The 14866-nt window shown below is 62.7% G+C and carries 11 protein-coding genes; 6 read left to right on the top strand and 5 right to left on the bottom strand.

The annotated features are described in order from the left end of the window. Positions 1-156: 156 nt before the first annotated feature. The gene (gene betT / locus ACUXVH_RS06390) at positions 157-2118 is read left to right on the top strand and encodes a choline transporter BetT (protein ID WP_161466434.1); all 1962 of its coding nucleotides are present in this window, start codon (positions 157-159) and stop codon (positions 2116-2118) included. 9 nt (positions 2119-2127) lie between these two features. Here the strand turns inward: betT and ACUXVH_RS06385 are convergent, their stop codons facing one another. Further along, the gene (locus ACUXVH_RS06385; RefSeq protein ID WP_015633747.1) at positions 2128-2385 is read right to left on the bottom strand and encodes a hypothetical protein; all 258 of its coding nucleotides are present in this window, start codon (positions 2383-2385) and stop codon (positions 2128-2130) included. A gap of 52 nt (positions 2386-2437) precedes the next feature. After that, the gene (locus ACUXVH_RS06380) at positions 2438-3178 is read right to left on the bottom strand and encodes an SDR family oxidoreductase (protein ID WP_019094920.1); all 741 of its coding nucleotides are present in this window, start codon (positions 3176-3178) and stop codon (positions 2438-2440) included. Positions 3179-3310: 132 nt separating this feature from the next. Between ACUXVH_RS06380 and ACUXVH_RS06375 the strand changes: the two genes are divergently transcribed. Further along, positions 3311-4201: a LysR family transcriptional regulator gene (locus tag ACUXVH_RS06375; protein ID WP_011058633.1), complete on the top strand. Its 891-nt coding sequence runs from the start codon at positions 3311-3313 to the stop codon at positions 4199-4201. Between the two features lie 139 nt (positions 4202-4340). Here the strand turns inward: ACUXVH_RS06375 and ACUXVH_RS06370 are convergent, their stop codons facing one another. Beyond that, positions 4341-5387 carry a LacI family DNA-binding transcriptional regulator gene (locus tag ACUXVH_RS06370; protein ID WP_011058634.1) on the bottom strand — a complete coding sequence of 349 codons (1047 nt, stop codon included), beginning with the start codon at positions 5385-5387 and terminating at the stop codon, positions 4341-4343. 205 nt (positions 5388-5592) lie between these two features. On the opposite strand from ACUXVH_RS06370, the gene ACUXVH_RS06365 reads away from it, so the two are divergent. From ACUXVH_RS06365 to mgrA, 3 genes are all read left to right on the top strand, one after another. Next, on the top strand, positions 5593-7851 hold the full coding sequence (locus tag ACUXVH_RS06365) for a TonB-dependent receptor (protein ID WP_103407114.1): 2259 nt from the start codon (positions 5593-5595) through the stop codon (positions 7849-7851). Positions 7852-7994: 143 nt separating this feature from the next. Continuing rightward, a complete protein-coding gene (locus ACUXVH_RS06360; protein ID WP_445494238.1) occupies positions 7995-9332 on the top strand; it encodes an LLM class flavin-dependent oxidoreductase in 1338 nt (445 codons plus the stop codon). A gap of 149 nt (positions 9333-9481) precedes the next feature. After that, positions 9482-10519: an L-glyceraldehyde 3-phosphate reductase gene (mgrA, locus tag ACUXVH_RS06355; RefSeq protein ID WP_019094917.1), complete on the top strand. Its 1038-nt coding sequence runs from the start codon at positions 9482-9484 to the stop codon at positions 10517-10519. Between the two features lie 95 nt (positions 10520-10614). Here the strand turns inward: mgrA and ACUXVH_RS06350 are convergent, their stop codons facing one another. Continuing rightward, positions 10615-11802 carry an HlyD family secretion protein gene (locus tag ACUXVH_RS06350; protein ID WP_072452145.1) on the bottom strand — a complete coding sequence of 396 codons (1188 nt, stop codon included), beginning with the start codon at positions 11800-11802 and terminating at the stop codon, positions 10615-10617. A 77-nt stretch (positions 11803-11879) separates the two neighbouring features. On the opposite strand from ACUXVH_RS06350, the gene ACUXVH_RS06345 reads away from it, so the two are divergent. Next, on the top strand, positions 11880-13475 hold the full coding sequence (locus ACUXVH_RS06345) for a DHA2 family efflux MFS transporter permease subunit (protein ID WP_123431244.1): 1596 nt from the start codon (positions 11880-11882) through the stop codon (positions 13473-13475). Positions 13476-13489: 14 nt separating this feature from the next. On the opposite strand, the gene ACUXVH_RS06340 is transcribed toward ACUXVH_RS06345, so the two are convergent. Continuing rightward, positions 13490-14536, bottom strand: coding sequence for a GlxA family transcriptional regulator (locus ACUXVH_RS06340; protein ID WP_011058640.1), 1047 nt, complete (start codon positions 14534-14536; stop codon positions 13490-13492). Between the last annotated feature and the right edge of the window lie 330 nt (positions 14537-14866).

Raw genomic sequence — 14866 nt, 5'->3', positions numbered from 1 at the left:
AACTTGAACGCTTGTTCAAGTTAAACCGGTGGTTCGCTGCCCGCTCACAACAGGAGGCTTGCCTTTGCTGAGTCCGTCTATTTCAGCCATGTTTCATCCCTTCGAGGTGCACCGTTCATGAGTGCACCATCCACCTCCGCGAATGCTCTGATTCGCATGAACCCTCCGGTGTTCTACTTCGCCGCGAGCTTTATCCTGATCTTCGGCGTGGTGGTCATTTCCATGCCGGAACAGGCCGGCGCCTGGCTCCTGGCGGCGCAAAACTGGGCGGCCAATACGGTCGGCTGGTACTACATGCTGGCGATGACCCTGTACCTGGTCTTCGTGGTGGTCACCGCCTTGTCCGGCTACGGCAAGATCAAGCTCGGTGCCGACCACGACGAACCCGAGTTCAGTTACCTGTCCTGGGCCGGCATGCTGTTCGCCGCCGGGATCAGCATCACCCTGTTCTTCTTCTGCGTTTCCGAGCCCCTGACCCACATGCTGCAACCGCCCCAGGGCGAGGCCGGCACCGCCGAGGCGGCGCGCCAGGGCATGCAGCTGCTGTTCCTGCACTGGGGCCTGCACGGCTGGGGCGTGTTCGCCTTCGTCGGTATGGCCCTGGCGTACTTCGCCTATCGGCACAACCTGCCGCTGGCCCTGCGTTCGGCGCTGTACCCACTGATCGGCAAGCGCATCAACGGCCCTATCGGCTACGCGGTGGATGGCTTCGGCATCATCGCCACGGTGTTCGGCCTGGGCGCCGACATGGGCTTTGGCGTACTGCACCTGAACTCCGGCCTCGACTACCTGTTCGGCATCGCCCACACCCAGTGGATCCAGGTTGGCCTGATCACCCTGATGATGGGCGCGGCGATCATTGTCGCGGTGTCCGGGGTCGACAAGGGCGTGCGGGTGATGTCCGACATCAACATGCTGCTGGCGGTGGCGCTGCTGCTGTTCGTGCTGTTCGCCGGGCCCACCCAGCACCTGCTCAACACCCTGATCCAGAACCTGGGCGACTACCTGGGCGCCTTGCCCACCAAGAGCTTCGACGTCTACGCCTACAACAAGCCCAGCGACTGGCTGGGCGGCTGGACGGTGTTCTACTGGGCCTGGTGGATTGCATGGTCGCCGTTCGTGGGCCTGTTCATCGCGCGGATTTCCCGGGGCCGGACCATCCGCGAGTTCGTGTTCGGCGTACTGCTGATTCCCCTGGGCTTTACCCTGGCGTGGATGTCGATCTTCGGTAACAGCGCCATCGACCAGGTGCTCAACCACGGTATGAGCGCCCTGGGCATGTCGGCTATCGACAACCCGTCGATGACCCTCTACCTGCTGCTGGAAACCTACCCCTGGAGCAAGACCGTGATTGCGGTCACGGTGTTCATCAGCTTCGTGTTCTTCGTCACCTCGGCGGATTCCGGCACCGTGGTGCTCTCGACCCTGTCGGCCAAGGGCGGCAACGCCGATGAAGACGGGCCGAAATGGCTGCGGGTGTTCTGGGGCGCGATGACCGCCCTGGTCACCAGTGCGCTGTTGTTCGCCGGCAGCATCGACTCGCTGAAGTCGGCGGTGGTGCTGACCTCGCTGCCGTTCTCGCTGATCCTGCTGTTGATGATGTGGGGGCTGCACAAGGCGTTCTACCTGGAATCCCAGCGGCGCATCGCCCAGTTGCATTCCCTGGCGCCGGTTGCGCCTTCGCGGCGGGGCAAGGGCGGCTGGCGCCAGCGCCTGAGCCAGGCGGTGCATTTCCCGTCACGGGATGAGGTGTATCGCTTCCTCGACCAGACAGTGCGCCCGGCCATCGAAGAGGTGACCGCGGTGTTCGTCGAGAAGGGCTTGAACGTGGTGACCCAGCCCGACCCGGCCAACGACAGCGTGAGCCTGGAAATCGGCCATGGCGATCAGCACCCGTTCATCTACCAAGTGCAGATGCGCGGTTACTTCACCCCGTCCTTCGCCCGTGGCGGCATGGGGCCCAAGGAGCTGCGCAACCGCCGTTACTACCGGGCCGAGGTGCACCTGGCCGAGGGCAGTCAGGATTACGACCTGATGGGCTACACCAAGGAACAGATCATCAACGACATCCTCGACCAGTACGAACGCCATATGCAGTTCCTGCATCTGGTGCGCTGAGCCGTTCGCTCAGGCCTTGGTGAGCAACAGGTAGAACACCAGGGCCAGCACCGGCACGGCAAACACCAGGCTGCCGACCGCCAGCTCCGAACGCAGGGGCTGGTGGGCGGTGACCATGCCCACCGCACCGTTGATGACCGTCAACGCCAGCCACAGCCCCGAGAAGCCATAGCCCAGGGTCTGGCGGCTGAAACCCAGCCGCTCGCCGATAAACAGCACCAGTGCCAGCAGGATCAGGCCAAAGGTGATGATGATGGTGGTGTGCATGATGGGTACTCCCCGGGAGCCGGTGTGCCGGCGCATATATCGAGCATAGGCGTCAAACCAGCCCGCCATTGGCCCGCAGGATCTGCCCGTTGACCCAGGCCGCCGCCGGGCTCGCCAGGAAGCTGATGATGCTGGCGATATCCTCCGGCTGCCCCAGGCGTTCCAGGGGTGGCATCCTGGCGAAGCTGGCCACCTGCTCGGCAGTCTTGTCCTTGAGGAACAGTTCGGTGGCCACCGGCCCCGGCGCCACGGCATTGACCGTGATCTGGCGCCCGCGCAGCTCCTTGGCAAACACCTGGGTCAGGGATTCCACCGCCGCCTTGCTGGCGATGTACACCGCGTAGCCCGGCAGGTTGAGGCCGACGGTGCTGCTGGAGAAATTGACGATACGGCCGCCGTCATTCAGGCGCCCGGCGGCTTCGCGCAGGGTGTTGAAGGTACCGCGAGTGTTGATGGCGAAGGTCTGCTCGTAGAGCTCGTCGCTGTGCTCGGCCAGGGGCAGCACCTTGAGGATGCCGGCGTTGTTGATCAGCACATCGACCTTGCCCAGTTGGGTCTCGGTCTCTTCGAACAGCCGGCGCACATCGCTGGCGCTGGCCACGTCGGCCTTGACCGCTATGGCCCGGTGCCCGGCCTGGCGCAGTTCCACCACCAGCCGGGAAGCTTCCTCGCTGCTGCTGGCGTAGTTGATCGCCACGGCGTAACCCTCCTTGGCCAACTGGCGGGCGATTACTGCGCCTATGCCTCGGGAGGCTCCGGTGACAATGGCGACTTTTGCGGCTTGAGCGGTCATGGGGTCAGTCCTTCACGGAGGTTGAACGGCTTGTCTGGGCAACAGGTTCACGGATTTACCGTGCTGGATAAATGCGCCAGAGTTGCCTTGACTGTTCAATATTCGCCAACAATCGAGCTTCTGGAGCCACCTGTGGACCAAGTCAAAGGGATGAAAGTGTTCGTAAGGATCTACGAGCGCAGCAGCTTCACTCTAGCCGCCGATGACCTGAACCTGCCCCGGGCGACCCTGACCCACACCCTCAACCAGTTCGAGGCCTGGCTCGGTACCCGGCTGCTGGAGCGCAGCACCCGCCGGGTACGCCCGACTCTGGATGGCCAGGCCTATTACCCCCGTTGCGTGCAACTGCTGGCGGAGCTGGAAGAGGCTGAACTGGCGTTTCGCACTGTGGAGCCCCATGGGCGCTTGCGGGTGGACATGCACGGCACCCTGGCCAAGCACTTCGTGATCCCGCGGCTGGGGGAGTTCATGCAACGTTATCCACAGATCGAACTGGCCATCAGCGAGGCCGACCACTTTGTCGACCTGGTCGCCGAGGGCGTGGACTGCGTGCTGCGTGCCGGCAACCTGGAAGGCTCCTCGCTGATTGCCCGGCGGGTGGCGAACCTGCAGCAGGTGACCTGCGCCAGCCCCGCCTACCTGGCGCGATACGGCGAACCGCAGAGCCTGGACGAACTCGGCGCGCATCGGGCGGTGAACTACGTTTCGCGTACCGCCACCCGCTCGTTCCCCTTCGAGTTCCTGGTCGAGGGGCAGGTGCGCGAAGTGGCCATCGATGGCGCCTTGTCGGTGTTCGGTGCGCAGATCTACGGCGCCTCGGCCCTGGCGGGGCTGGGGATCATCCAGTGTCCGCGTTATCACGTGGCGCGGCAGATCGAGCAGGGGTCGATGCGCGAGATTCTCTGTCACACGCCGCCCCCGGCAATGCCGGTGTCGGTGGTCTACCCCCATAGCCGGCACATGTCGCCGCGGGTGCGGGTGTTTGTCGACTGGCTGGCGCAGGTGTTTACCGAGGCGCATTGACGCCCCCCGATGGCACGCCATGCGCAGGAGCTATGGGCCGCCAGCGTATTGATCAACCCAGTGGATCACCTGGACAACCCCGACTACGCCGGTGGCGTATGGGGCGCTGCGCGAGCTCTCTGCCTGAGGGGCGGTGGGCTCAACTGCTTTCGCGCTCGATCAGCCGGCATTGCAGCAGGTTCAGGCGTTGCACCGTGCCTGCCACTGGCAGCACTCCCAGGCTCTCCAGCACCCGGGTCGCGGCCAGTACGCCGATCTGAAGCGCCGGTGGCTGGATGGTGCTCAGGCTGGGCAGCAGCATCTGCGCAAAGGGATAGTCGCCAAAGCCCAGCACCGCACATTCCTCGGGGATCTTCAGCCCGGCTCGTTGCCCCGCCAGCAGGCCGCCGGCCGCCAGGTTGTCGTTGGCGAAGATGATCGCGTCGGGGCGTTCCGGGCTGCCCATCAGCGCTTCCATGGCCTGTTTGCCGGCCTCGAAGGGCGCGCGGTCGGCATCCGGGGCAAACACCCGGGGCGCCAGCCCCAACTCGGCCAGCGTTGCCAGATAGCCGTCGCGCCGCTCCAGGGCACTGAAGTCTCCGGGGGCGCTGTTCTGCACGAAGGCGATGCGCCGGTAGCCTTTGGCGTGCAGGTGGCGAGCGGCCGTGACCCCCACCTGAAAGTGCGAAAAGCCGATCTGCAGCGGTTGGCGCTGGGGCTGGTAGTCCCAGGTTTCGATCACCGGGATCTCGGTGTCGGCGAGCATCTTTTCCGTGCCCGGGCTATGGAAGTGGCTGGTCAGTACCAGGGCTGCCGGCGACCAGCCGAGAAAGGCCCTTACCGCGCTCTCCTCCTGCCTTGCGTCGAAGTAGCTGGAAGCCAGCAGCAGTTGGTAGCCATGGCGGCTGAGGGTGTCGCTGAAGCCCTGGATGGTCTGGGCGAAAATCGGCCCGGAAATGTTCGGGATGACCATGGCGACAATCCGCCCGCGGGCCGAGGCCAGCCCGCCGGCCACCAGGTTCGGTACATAGCCGAGTTCGGCGACCACCGCGGCGATGCGTTCACGGCGCTCGGGGGAAACACTGTCGGGCTGGTTGAAATAGCGCGAAACAGTGATCGCCGACACCCCGGCCTGGCGCGCCACGGTGTTCAGGGTTACGCGGCCGGCGCCGCGGCGCTTGCGGCCAGGCGCTTGGTCAGAGCTCATGAGCGCATTCCTTTGGCTGAACAAAAAGGCATATAAAAGTAATTTTTCAGTATTGGACGCTCTATCAGGAGCCTGTCGATACTGGCGATGTTAGCGCTAACAAAGCGCCATGTCTGCTACTCGCTCGAGCGAATGCCCAAGACAGTTTTCAGGCGCTGCCGGCACAGATCGGCAGCGGTTCGGGGCATTTTTCAGCAGGTGCAGCATGCAGAACTTTCTTGGGGAACAGCACAGTCTCACGCAGTCGATCCGTGGTGCCACGCCATTGCGACCCCATCTGGGCTGGTTGCTGGCGGGGCTGGCCGCCTTGCCGCTGCCGGCGGCTTATGCCGCTGGCAGCGGCGCCAGCGCACAGGATCAGGAACCGACCCTGAAGTCGGTGACCGTCACCGCCACCCGCCGCGAGGAATCGCTGCAGAAAGTCCCGGTGGCGGTCTCGGTGGTGGAGGGCGAGCAACTGGAGCGGGATAACCGCAACGGCGTTGCAAGCATCGTGCAGCAGGTGCCATCGCTGAACTTCCGCACGGGTGCCTCGAACAAGGACACCTCGCTGTTCATCCGTGGCGTGGGCACCATTTCCACCTCACCGGGGGTGGAGCCCACGGTGGCGACGGTGATCGACGGCGTGGTCTACGGCCGCCCCGGCCAGGCCACCCTGGACCTGCTGGATCTGGAACGGATCGAAGTCCTGCGCGGGCCCCAGGGCACCCTGTTCGGCAAGAACGCCTCGGCCGGGGTGCTGAATGTCATCACCAAGGCGCCTACCGCCGAGACTCATGGCTACATCGACCAGGCCTACTACAGCGGCAATGAAAGCCGCACCCGTTTCGGCATTGGCGGCAGCCTGATTCCCGACACCCTCAAGGGCTCGCTCACCACCTTGTTCGGCAGTTACGACGGCAATGTGGATAACCGCCACAACGGCCAGGAGGTCAACGGCTACAACCGCAAGGGCGTGCGCGGCAAGCTGGAGTTCACCCCCAGCGAGGACCTCAAGTTCACCTTCGCGGCGGACTATATGCAATCCCATGATGACGCCCCCAACGGGGTGGTGAGCAAGGCCCTGACACCCGCCTTCGCCAATGCCCTGAACCCGGTCCGGGCCAGCAGCGACAACCGGGACATCAACACCGACACCCGTACCCATGTGGACGATATCAACAAGGGCCTTTCCGGCCAGCTGGACTGGAGCCTGGGCGACTACACCCTGACCTCGATCACCGCCTGGCGCGGCTGGAACAATACCCAGTACCAGGACGGCGACCGTCTTGGCACGGTCACTGCGGCGTTCCCCGGGACCGCCGACAAGGGTGACCTGGACTACAACCAGTACTCGCAGGAGCTGCGCCTGGCATCGCCCAAGGGGCGGTTCCTGGAGTACGTCGGCGGCCTGTTCTACATGCACGGCAAGGATGAAGAAACATACCAGCGCACCCTGACCACGACCACCGGCGCCAACCGGGGCATTGCCGACTACAGCACCACCAACGACAGCTACGCGGTATTTGGCGAGAGCACCCTGAATTTCACCGAGGACTTTCGTGGCATCGCCGGCCTGCGCTGGACCCACGATGACCTGAAGTACGATCACCGCCGGGTCTCGACTTCGGCGACCACGGTCAGCGGTATCCAGCCGGGCACCCAGAGTTCCGGCTCGGTGGACGAGGATGGCTGGTCCGGGCGCCTGGGCCTGCAATATGACCTCAGCGCCACGGTCACCAGCTACCTGACCTATTCCCGGGGCTACAAGGGCCCGGCCTACAACGTGTTCTTCAACATGCAGCCGCGGGACACCCAAGCACTGAAACCCGAAACCTCCAACACCTGGGAGGTGGGGATCAAGGCCAGCAGCTGGAACAACCGGCTGACCACCAACCTCGCGGTGTTCCACAGCGAATACGACAACTACCAGGCCAACTTCTTCGACACCGTGGCCGGGCAGGTAGTGACCCGCCTGATCAATGCCGGGAGCGTCAGCAGCGAGGGCGTGGAACTGGATTACGCCCTGCAGGCCACCCAGCAACTGAAGTTCTCCGGGGCCCTGGCCTACACCCGGGCGCGCATCGACGAATTCGCCTGCCCGGCGGGCGCGGCGGCTTCGTGCAATGTCAACGGCAAGCCGTTGCCTTTCAGCCCGGACTGGAAAAGCTACGTGCGCGCCGACTACAGCATTCCCCTGGATAACGGCCTGGATATCGAGTTGGGCACTGACTACAGCTGGCAAAGCGAAGTGCAGTACGACATCAGCCAGAACCTCGACACCCGCCAGGGCGCCTACGGCATCTGGAACGCCAGCATTGCCCTGGCCGACTACAACGATGGCTGGCGCGTGGCGTTGCTGGGCAAGAACCTCGCCGACAAGTCCTATTCGCCCTTGCTGGCCAGTGGCGGCAACTACATCTACCGCGCCGTGCCCCGGGATGACGAACGTTATTTCGGCGTGCAGTTGCGCAAGGATTTCTGATGCCCTGCCGTTGTAGGAGCCGGCTTGCCGGCGAATGGGTCGGCGAGCTGGGAGCAGGTCTTGTGGGCGCTTTCGCTGGCAAGCCAGCTCCTACAGCGGGCTTTGGCGGTGCCCTTTTTGCAGCATGAAACAAGGAGTGATCCATGTCCCGTTCCACTCGCCAGCTCAAGCTCGGCGCCTTTCTCATGGCCACCGGTCACCACGTTGCCGCCTGGCGTCATCCGGATGTTCCGGCCCAGGCAGGGCTGGATTTTGCCGTCTATAAAGAACTGGCGCAGATCGCCGAAGCCGCGCGCTTCGATGCACTGTTCGTCGCCGACAGCCTGGCAGCCCCTACCGGCCCCATCGCCAGCCGCATGGCCCGCTCCGATTACTTCGAACCCTTGACGTTACTGGCGGCCCTGGCGGCCGTGGCGGCCGTGACCGAGCGGATAGGGCTAATTGCCACTAGCACTACGAGCTATAACGTACCGTACCACGTAGCACGTAAATTCGCGTCGCTGGACCATCTTTCAGGTGGTCGGGCGGGGTGGAACCTGGTGACTTCCGACAATGCCGCCGAAGCGCGGAATTTCGGTCGGGAGGAACATTTTGGGCACGCGGAACGTTATCGCAGGGCCCGGGAGTTCCATCGGGTGGTCACCGGGCTCTGGGACAGCTGGGAGGACGACGCCTTTGTCCGCGACAAGGCCAGTGGCGAGTATTTCGACCCAGACAAGCAGCATTTACTGGACCATCGCGGTGAATTCTTCCAGGTCAAAGGGCCACTGAATGTGGCGCGCCCACCCCAGGGATACCCGGTGATCGTCCAGGCCGGTTCTTCCGAGAGCGGTCGTGAGCTGGCGGCCCAGACCGCCGAAGTGGTATTCACCGCCCAGCCTTCCATGGCCGCCGCGCAGGCCTTCTATGCCGACCTGAAAGGACGCCTGAAGCAGTACGATCGTAGTACGCAATCCCTGAAAATCATGCCTGGGGTATTCGTGGTGGTGGGGGACAGCGAAAGTCAGGCCCGGGAAAAGTTCGAAGCCTTCCAGGACCTGGTGGAGCCCGAAGTGGGCGTGGCCCTGTTGGGGAGGATGCTGGGCAACTTCGACTTGTCCGGCTACCCGCTGGATGCACCGTTGCCGGCGCTGCCACTGACCGAGAGCGGCCAGCAGAGCCGCCAGCAATTGCTCACCGAGCTGGCCGGCAAGGACAACCTGACCCTGGCCCAGCTGGGGCGCAGGATTGCCGGTGGCCGTGGGCACTACAGCCTGATCGGTACGCCCGGGCAGATAGCCGACGAACTGCAAGCCTGGTTCGAGGAGGGCGCGGCCGATGGTTTCAATGTGCTGGTGCCACATCTCCCTGGCGGGCTACGGGACTTTGCCGGCGGGGTGATTCCGGAACTGCAGCGGCGCGGGCTGTTCAGAACTGAATACGAGGGCCGAACCCTGCGGGAAAACCTGGGGTTGGCGCGACCGAAAAATCAGTTTGTGTGACAACGCGGCTGGCGCAGGGGCCGGCTTGCCAGCGAAAGCGCTCGTGGTGGCCAAGGCTTGCGGGCCTTTGGCCGGCAAGCCGGCTCCTACCGTGGGGCGCTTTGATCGACGTTAGTCGTTTTGGAAAGACCTGACTCAGAGAGGATTCGATGACTTACATAGCTGCTGAAAACCGCTACGACTCCATCCCCTATCGCCGTGTCGGCCGCAGTGGCCTGGTACTGCCGGCGCTGTCCCTGGGGCTGTGGCACAACTTTGGCGACAGCACGCCGATCGACACCCAGCGTGCCCTGCTGCGCACCGCCTTCGACCTGGGGATCAACCACTTCGACCTGGCCAACAACTACGGCCCGCCCTACGGCAGCGCCGAAATCAACTTCGGCCGCCTGCTGCGTGAAGACTTCAAGGCCTATCGCGATGAATTGATCATCTCCAGCAAGGCCGGTTGGGACATGTGGCCCGGGCCTTACGGCCAGGGCGGCGGTTCGCGCAAGTACGTACTGGCCAGCCTCGACCAGAGCCTGCAGCGCCTGGGCCTGGACTATGTGGATATCTTCTATTCCCACCGCTTCGACCCGGATACGCCGCTGGAGGAAACCGCCAGCGCCCTGGCCACCGCCGTGCAGCAGGGCAAGGCGCTGTATATCGGTATTTCTTCCTATTCGGGGGCCAAGACCCGGGAAATCGCCGCGTTGCTCAAGGAGTGGAAGGTGCCACTGCTGATCCATCAACCGGCCTACAACATGCTCAACCGCTGGGTCGAGAAGGACCTGCTGGATACCACCGAGGAACTCGGCGCCGGGGTCATCGCCTTTACGCCGCTGGCCCAGGGCCTGCTTACCGACAAGTACCTCAATGGCATTCCCGAGGATGCGCGGGTCAATCGTCCGGGGGGCGGCTCGTTGCAGGCTTCGCACTTGTCGGAGGCCAATATCGCCCATGTCCGCGCGCTCAACGAGATCGCCAAGAACCGCGGCCAGAGCCTGGCGCAACTGGCCCTGGCCTGGACCCTGCGCGACCCGCGGGTGACCTCGGCGCTGATCGGCGCCAGCCGGCCGGAGCAGATCATCGAGAACGTCGGGGCGTTGCAGAACTTGAGCTTCAGTGTCGAGGAACTGGCGGAAATCGATCATTTCGCCAAAGAAGGGCGCATCAACCTGTGGGAAAAACCTTCGACGGCAGAGTGAGGTAAGTCTGCCCCTGCACCGATAAAACAGCCCCCGGCAGAGCGATCTGCCGGGGGCTGTTGGCTTTGCCGCCTGGAGCGGGGCGGCAGGCGTCGTTATCTGGTCGTGCTGCTGACTTTCAAGGAAGACGGATTGCCGGCCACGGTGCGGTCCTGGGGGGCATCGAGGTCGACCTTGGCGGTCACCGACAGGCCCGGCCGCAGGCGTTCGAGGCCGGACTGGTTGGCGTCGAAGCGAATGCGCACCGGCACCCGCTGGACGATCTTGGTGAAGTTGCCGGTGCCCGGTTCGAAGGGCAGCAGGGCAAAGGTCGAGCCTGAACCCGGAGCCAGGCTTTCCACGGTGCCGGTGATGCTGACGCCCGGCAGGGCATCGATCTTGATCTGCGTCGATTGCCCCGGGTACATGTGCTGGGTCTGGGTCTCCTTGAAGTTGGCCAGGACATAGAGGTCATGCAGCGGCACCAGGGTCAGCAGGCGCGAACCCGGTTGCACGTAATCGCCGACCTGAATCTGCCGATTGCCAACGGTGCCGTCCATCGGTGCATAGATGGTGGTGTGGCGCAGGTCCTGCTGGGCCAGTTCCAGCCGCGCCTTGGCGGTTACCACCTTGGCCTTGGCCATCTGCAATTGCGCTTGCAGGCGTTGCCGTTGCGCGGTGGTGACCGCAAGGTCGTTCTCCGCCACTTGCAACATGGCCTGGGCATAGGCCAGGCCTTGTTCGGCGGAGATGGCCTGGGTGCTGTATTTCTCCACTTCATTGCGTGCCACGGCGCCGGTGGTGACCAGGGTATCGAAGCGATTGCGCTCCGCACCGGCACGCTTGGATTCGGCCTGGTTGGTGCGGATCGAGGTGCGCGCCGCCTGCACGCGGGCACTGGCCAGGCGCTGCTCGGCGTCCTGGATGGTCAGCGCGGCCTCGGCCAGGGCGACCTGGGCCTGGTTGTCCGCCAGATCGCCTTCGGCCAGGGATACCCGGCTGTCGAACTCTTCGCTGTTGATGCGCACCAGGGGCTGCCCGGCGGTGACGTTCTGGTGATCCTTGACCAGCACCTCTGTCACCAGGCCATGGACCCGCGGCGCGACGGAGGTCGCATCGGCGGCGATGTAGGCATCGTCCGTGGCCTGCGTCGACGGCGCCATCAGCACCCAGCCAACCCCGACTGCTACCAATGTCAGGGCGATAGCGCCGGCGATCAGCGGGCGCTTGGAACGCTTGCGCGGCTTCTCGGACTCTTGGGCGGCTTGCAGGATGGCGTTCTGAGTCTGGGTGCTCTGCTCCATGTTGAAGCTCCATGCTGTTTTGAATTACGATCATAATATTCACATGTCGGTCGCAATACTACAGGGAAGTACCTACCGTGACGACAAGCGCAACTGACCTCTCCGAAGCGGGTGCCCAGCCCGGCCAACAGTCCACCAAGCGCAAGTTTCTGGTCTTCACGATCATGGCTTTCGGCATGTTCATGGCGCTGATCGACATCCAGATCGTGGCGGCCTCGCTCAACGACGTGCAGGCCGGGCTCAGTGCCGGCCCTGATGAAGTGAGCTGGGTGCAGACCGCCTATCTGATTGCCGAACTGATCATGATTCCCTTCTCGGCGTTTCTCGCCCAGGCGATTTCCACCCGCTGGCTGTTCGCTGCCAGCGCGGCGTTCTTTACCCTGTTCAGCGTGGGTTGCGGGATGGCCTGGAACATCGAGTCGATGATCGTGCTGCGAGCCCTGCAAGGCTTTGCCGGCGGGGCGATGGTGCCCACGGTATTCGCCGTGGGGTTCGTGTTGTTCGAAGGCAAGCAGCGGGCGATGGTCCCGGCAATCCTTGGCATGACCGCGGTGTTGGCACCGACCCTGGGCCCCACGGTGGGCGGCCTGGTGACCTTCTACCTGGACTGGCGCTGGATCTTCTTCATCAACGTGCTGCCGGGGCTGGTGATCTGCATCGGCGCGGCGTTGCTGATCGATGTGGATCGCCCGGACCTGTCCATGCTGCGGCGTATCGACTGGCTGCATTTCGTCGCCATGGCGCTGGCCCTGGGGTGTTTTGAATACGTGCTGGAGGAGGGGCCGCGCAAGGACTGGTTCAGCGATACCGGGATCGTCATCGCGGCCTGGGTGTCCCTTGTGTCCTTTGGTTTGTTCATCGAGCGCTCGTTGTATTCGAACAACCCGATCGTGTCCCTGGTGCCGTTTCGCGACCGCACCTTTTCCATTGCCTGCCTGCTGAACCTGGTGATCGGTTTTGGCCTTTATTCGTCGACCTACCTGGTGCCGGTGTTTCTTGGCCGGGTGCGTGGCTTCGATAGCCTGGAAATCGGCACCACGGTTTTTGTCGTGGGCATCGGGCAGTTGGTCAGTACGATTATTGCTGCCCGGGCCTCGGAAAAAGTTGATCGGCGCCTGATCATCTCGGTGGGTTTCCTCGGCCTGGCGCTGAGCCTGTGGCTGACTTCCCGGGTCACCTCCAACTGGGGATTCGATGAGTTGCTGGTGCCGCAGGTGGCGCGTGGGCTGTTCCTGATGCTGTGCATCGTGCCGAGCGTGAACATGGCCTTGAGTTCGTTCCAGGGGGTTGAACTGCGCCAGGCCTCCGGGCTGTTCAACCTGATGCGCAACCTGGGCGGCGCCATTGGTATTGCTACGGTCAACACCTGGCTGCAGGACGATGCCCGGACTCAGGTCCTGCGCCTGTCCGAGTCGCTGGGGAGCAAGGCTGTCGCTGCCCAGGAACTCATGGGCCAACTGGCGCTGAAGATTGCCGCCGATACACCGGATGCCAGCCACGCTTTCCTGATGGCTCAGGGCATTCTCGGCCGCCTGGTGGGGCGTGAAGCGCTGACCCTGGCCTTTGGCGATGTGTTCCGCCTGATGGCGATGATGTTCGTGGTGGCGTTGTTGCTGGTGCCGTTGTGCAAGGTGCCCCCGGCCGTGCCAGGCGCAGCCGAGGAGGAGAAGTGATAAGCAGCCGGGGCCTAGATGATCGGCGGCCCGGAGCGGGTCTTGCGCAACTGGCTGGGGGTGCAGCCCATGTTTTTCCACATCAGGCGGCGTAGAGCGGTGGAATCGGCATAGCCCACTTTGAAAGCAACTTCTTCAATGCTCATATTGGTGGTTTCCAATAAGCTTTGAACATGTTGCAGGCGAACTTTCTGAATGAAGGCCATGGGCGGCTTTCCCGTGGCGCTACGAATTCTGCGGGATAAGGTCTTCTCGGTTATACGCAAATGTTCAGCAATGGTGCTCAGTGGCGGAACGTTGGGCAGGCAATCCTCGATGAACTTCTCCATTAACAAAACTTCACGGTTTTCCGTTTGCAAGTTGGACAGGGCCATGTAGTGATATTGCGCCGGTCGACCATCTATCAACAGATAACGCATGGTCAATTCAGCAATCTGATTGCCCATCTTATTACGCAATATGTAGAGCATTAGATCCATTTGCGACATGCCTGCGCCTGCTGTAATCATATTTCCGTCATGAATAAGCATGCGTTTTGTGTCGAGTATCGCTTCGGGATAACGCTCTTTGAAAGTTTCATACAGTTGCCAATGAGTGGTGACCGTATGCCCCTCCAGAACCCCCGCCTCACCCAGGACGAAAACTGCTGAACAGGACGCCGCCGTCTGCTGCCCGCGGCGGTGATGGTCATGCACCAGCTGGCTGAGCTTGCGGATATCGGCGTGCCCGAGCCGGGTGATCAGTTCGCTGGACAGGCTGAGCCCAGGCAGCCTTTTTTCCCGGCGACAGCCAAAGAAATCCAGCTCCTGGGTGTTCTCCAGCCCCAGTCCCGGGATCACCAGCATGCTGCCTTCGATGGCCTGGACCTTGTCCAGTGGCTGGGCATCCAGGCGCATGCCGTTGCGCATGCGAACCGATTCGCTGCTGCCGATAATCTTCCAGGTGATGGTTGGCCGGCCCATGACTTCGGCGACCTGGTTAGCTGTTCGCAGCACATCCAGGGTGATCGCGACACTCGATCCCATGGCACCTTCCAGCGCAATAAGCGTGAGCACATCCATGTCCATTTTCTCCCTGTAAGTGTCCATTTGTGCATTAGCAAAATATACAAGCTGGTGGCAGACTTCTCAACGCATCCAGATTTCACTTTCCTGCCCACGCTATTCCCTGTGGGACATAAAAAAATATGCATTCATCAAGTGAATGCGTTGCTCTGTCAATAAAATGACATCTTTGTCTACTGCCTAGTAAGAGCTCCCCTTCTTAGGGGCGTTTGTTCGGTTCCTTAGTGCTGAAAATAATAAACGACCTTTAGGTCAATATATGGCTCTCCATTTAAAAAGGATTTTGAATGAACTACGCCGTGCCTCGTGATTATCTTAATGATGTCA

The sequence above is a fragment of the Pseudomonas sp. 8(2025) genome (assembly GCF_052665325.1).
The sequence above is the reverse complement of the archived record's forward strand: the minus strand, read 5'-3'. Positions and strand labels throughout refer to the sequence as shown.

Bases quoted from the DNA above. Each gene is read 5' to 3' on its own strand.
- betT (WP_161466434.1), top strand. From the start codon at position 157: ATGAACCCTCCGGTGTTCTACTTCGCCGCGAGCTTTATCCTGATCTTC.
- ACUXVH_RS06385 (WP_015633747.1), bottom strand. From the start codon at position 2,385: ATGCACACCACCATCATCATCACCTTTGGCCTGATCCTGCTGGCACTG.
- ACUXVH_RS06380 (WP_019094920.1), bottom strand. From the start codon at position 3,178: ATGACCGCTCAAGCCGCAAAAGTCGCCATTGTCACCGGAGCCTCCCGA.
- ACUXVH_RS06370 (WP_011058634.1), bottom strand. From the start codon at position 5,387: ATGAGCTCTGACCAAGCGCCTGGCCGCAAGCGCCGCGGCGCCGGCCGC.
- ACUXVH_RS06365 (WP_103407114.1), top strand. From the start codon at position 5,593: ATGCAGAACTTTCTTGGGGAACAGCACAGTCTCACGCAGTCGATCCGT.
- ACUXVH_RS06360 (WP_445494238.1), top strand. From the start codon at position 7,995: ATGTCCCGTTCCACTCGCCAGCTCAAGCTCGGCGCCTTTCTCATGGCC.
- mgrA (WP_019094917.1), top strand. From the start codon at position 9,482: ATGACTTACATAGCTGCTGAAAACCGCTACGACTCCATCCCCTATCGC.
- ACUXVH_RS06350 (WP_072452145.1), bottom strand. From the start codon at position 11,802: ATGGAGCAGAGCACCCAGACTCAGAACGCCATCCTGCAAGCCGCCCAA.
- ACUXVH_RS06340 (WP_011058640.1), bottom strand. From the start codon at position 14,536: ATGGATGTGCTCACGCTTATTGCGCTGGAAGGTGCCATGGGATCGAGT.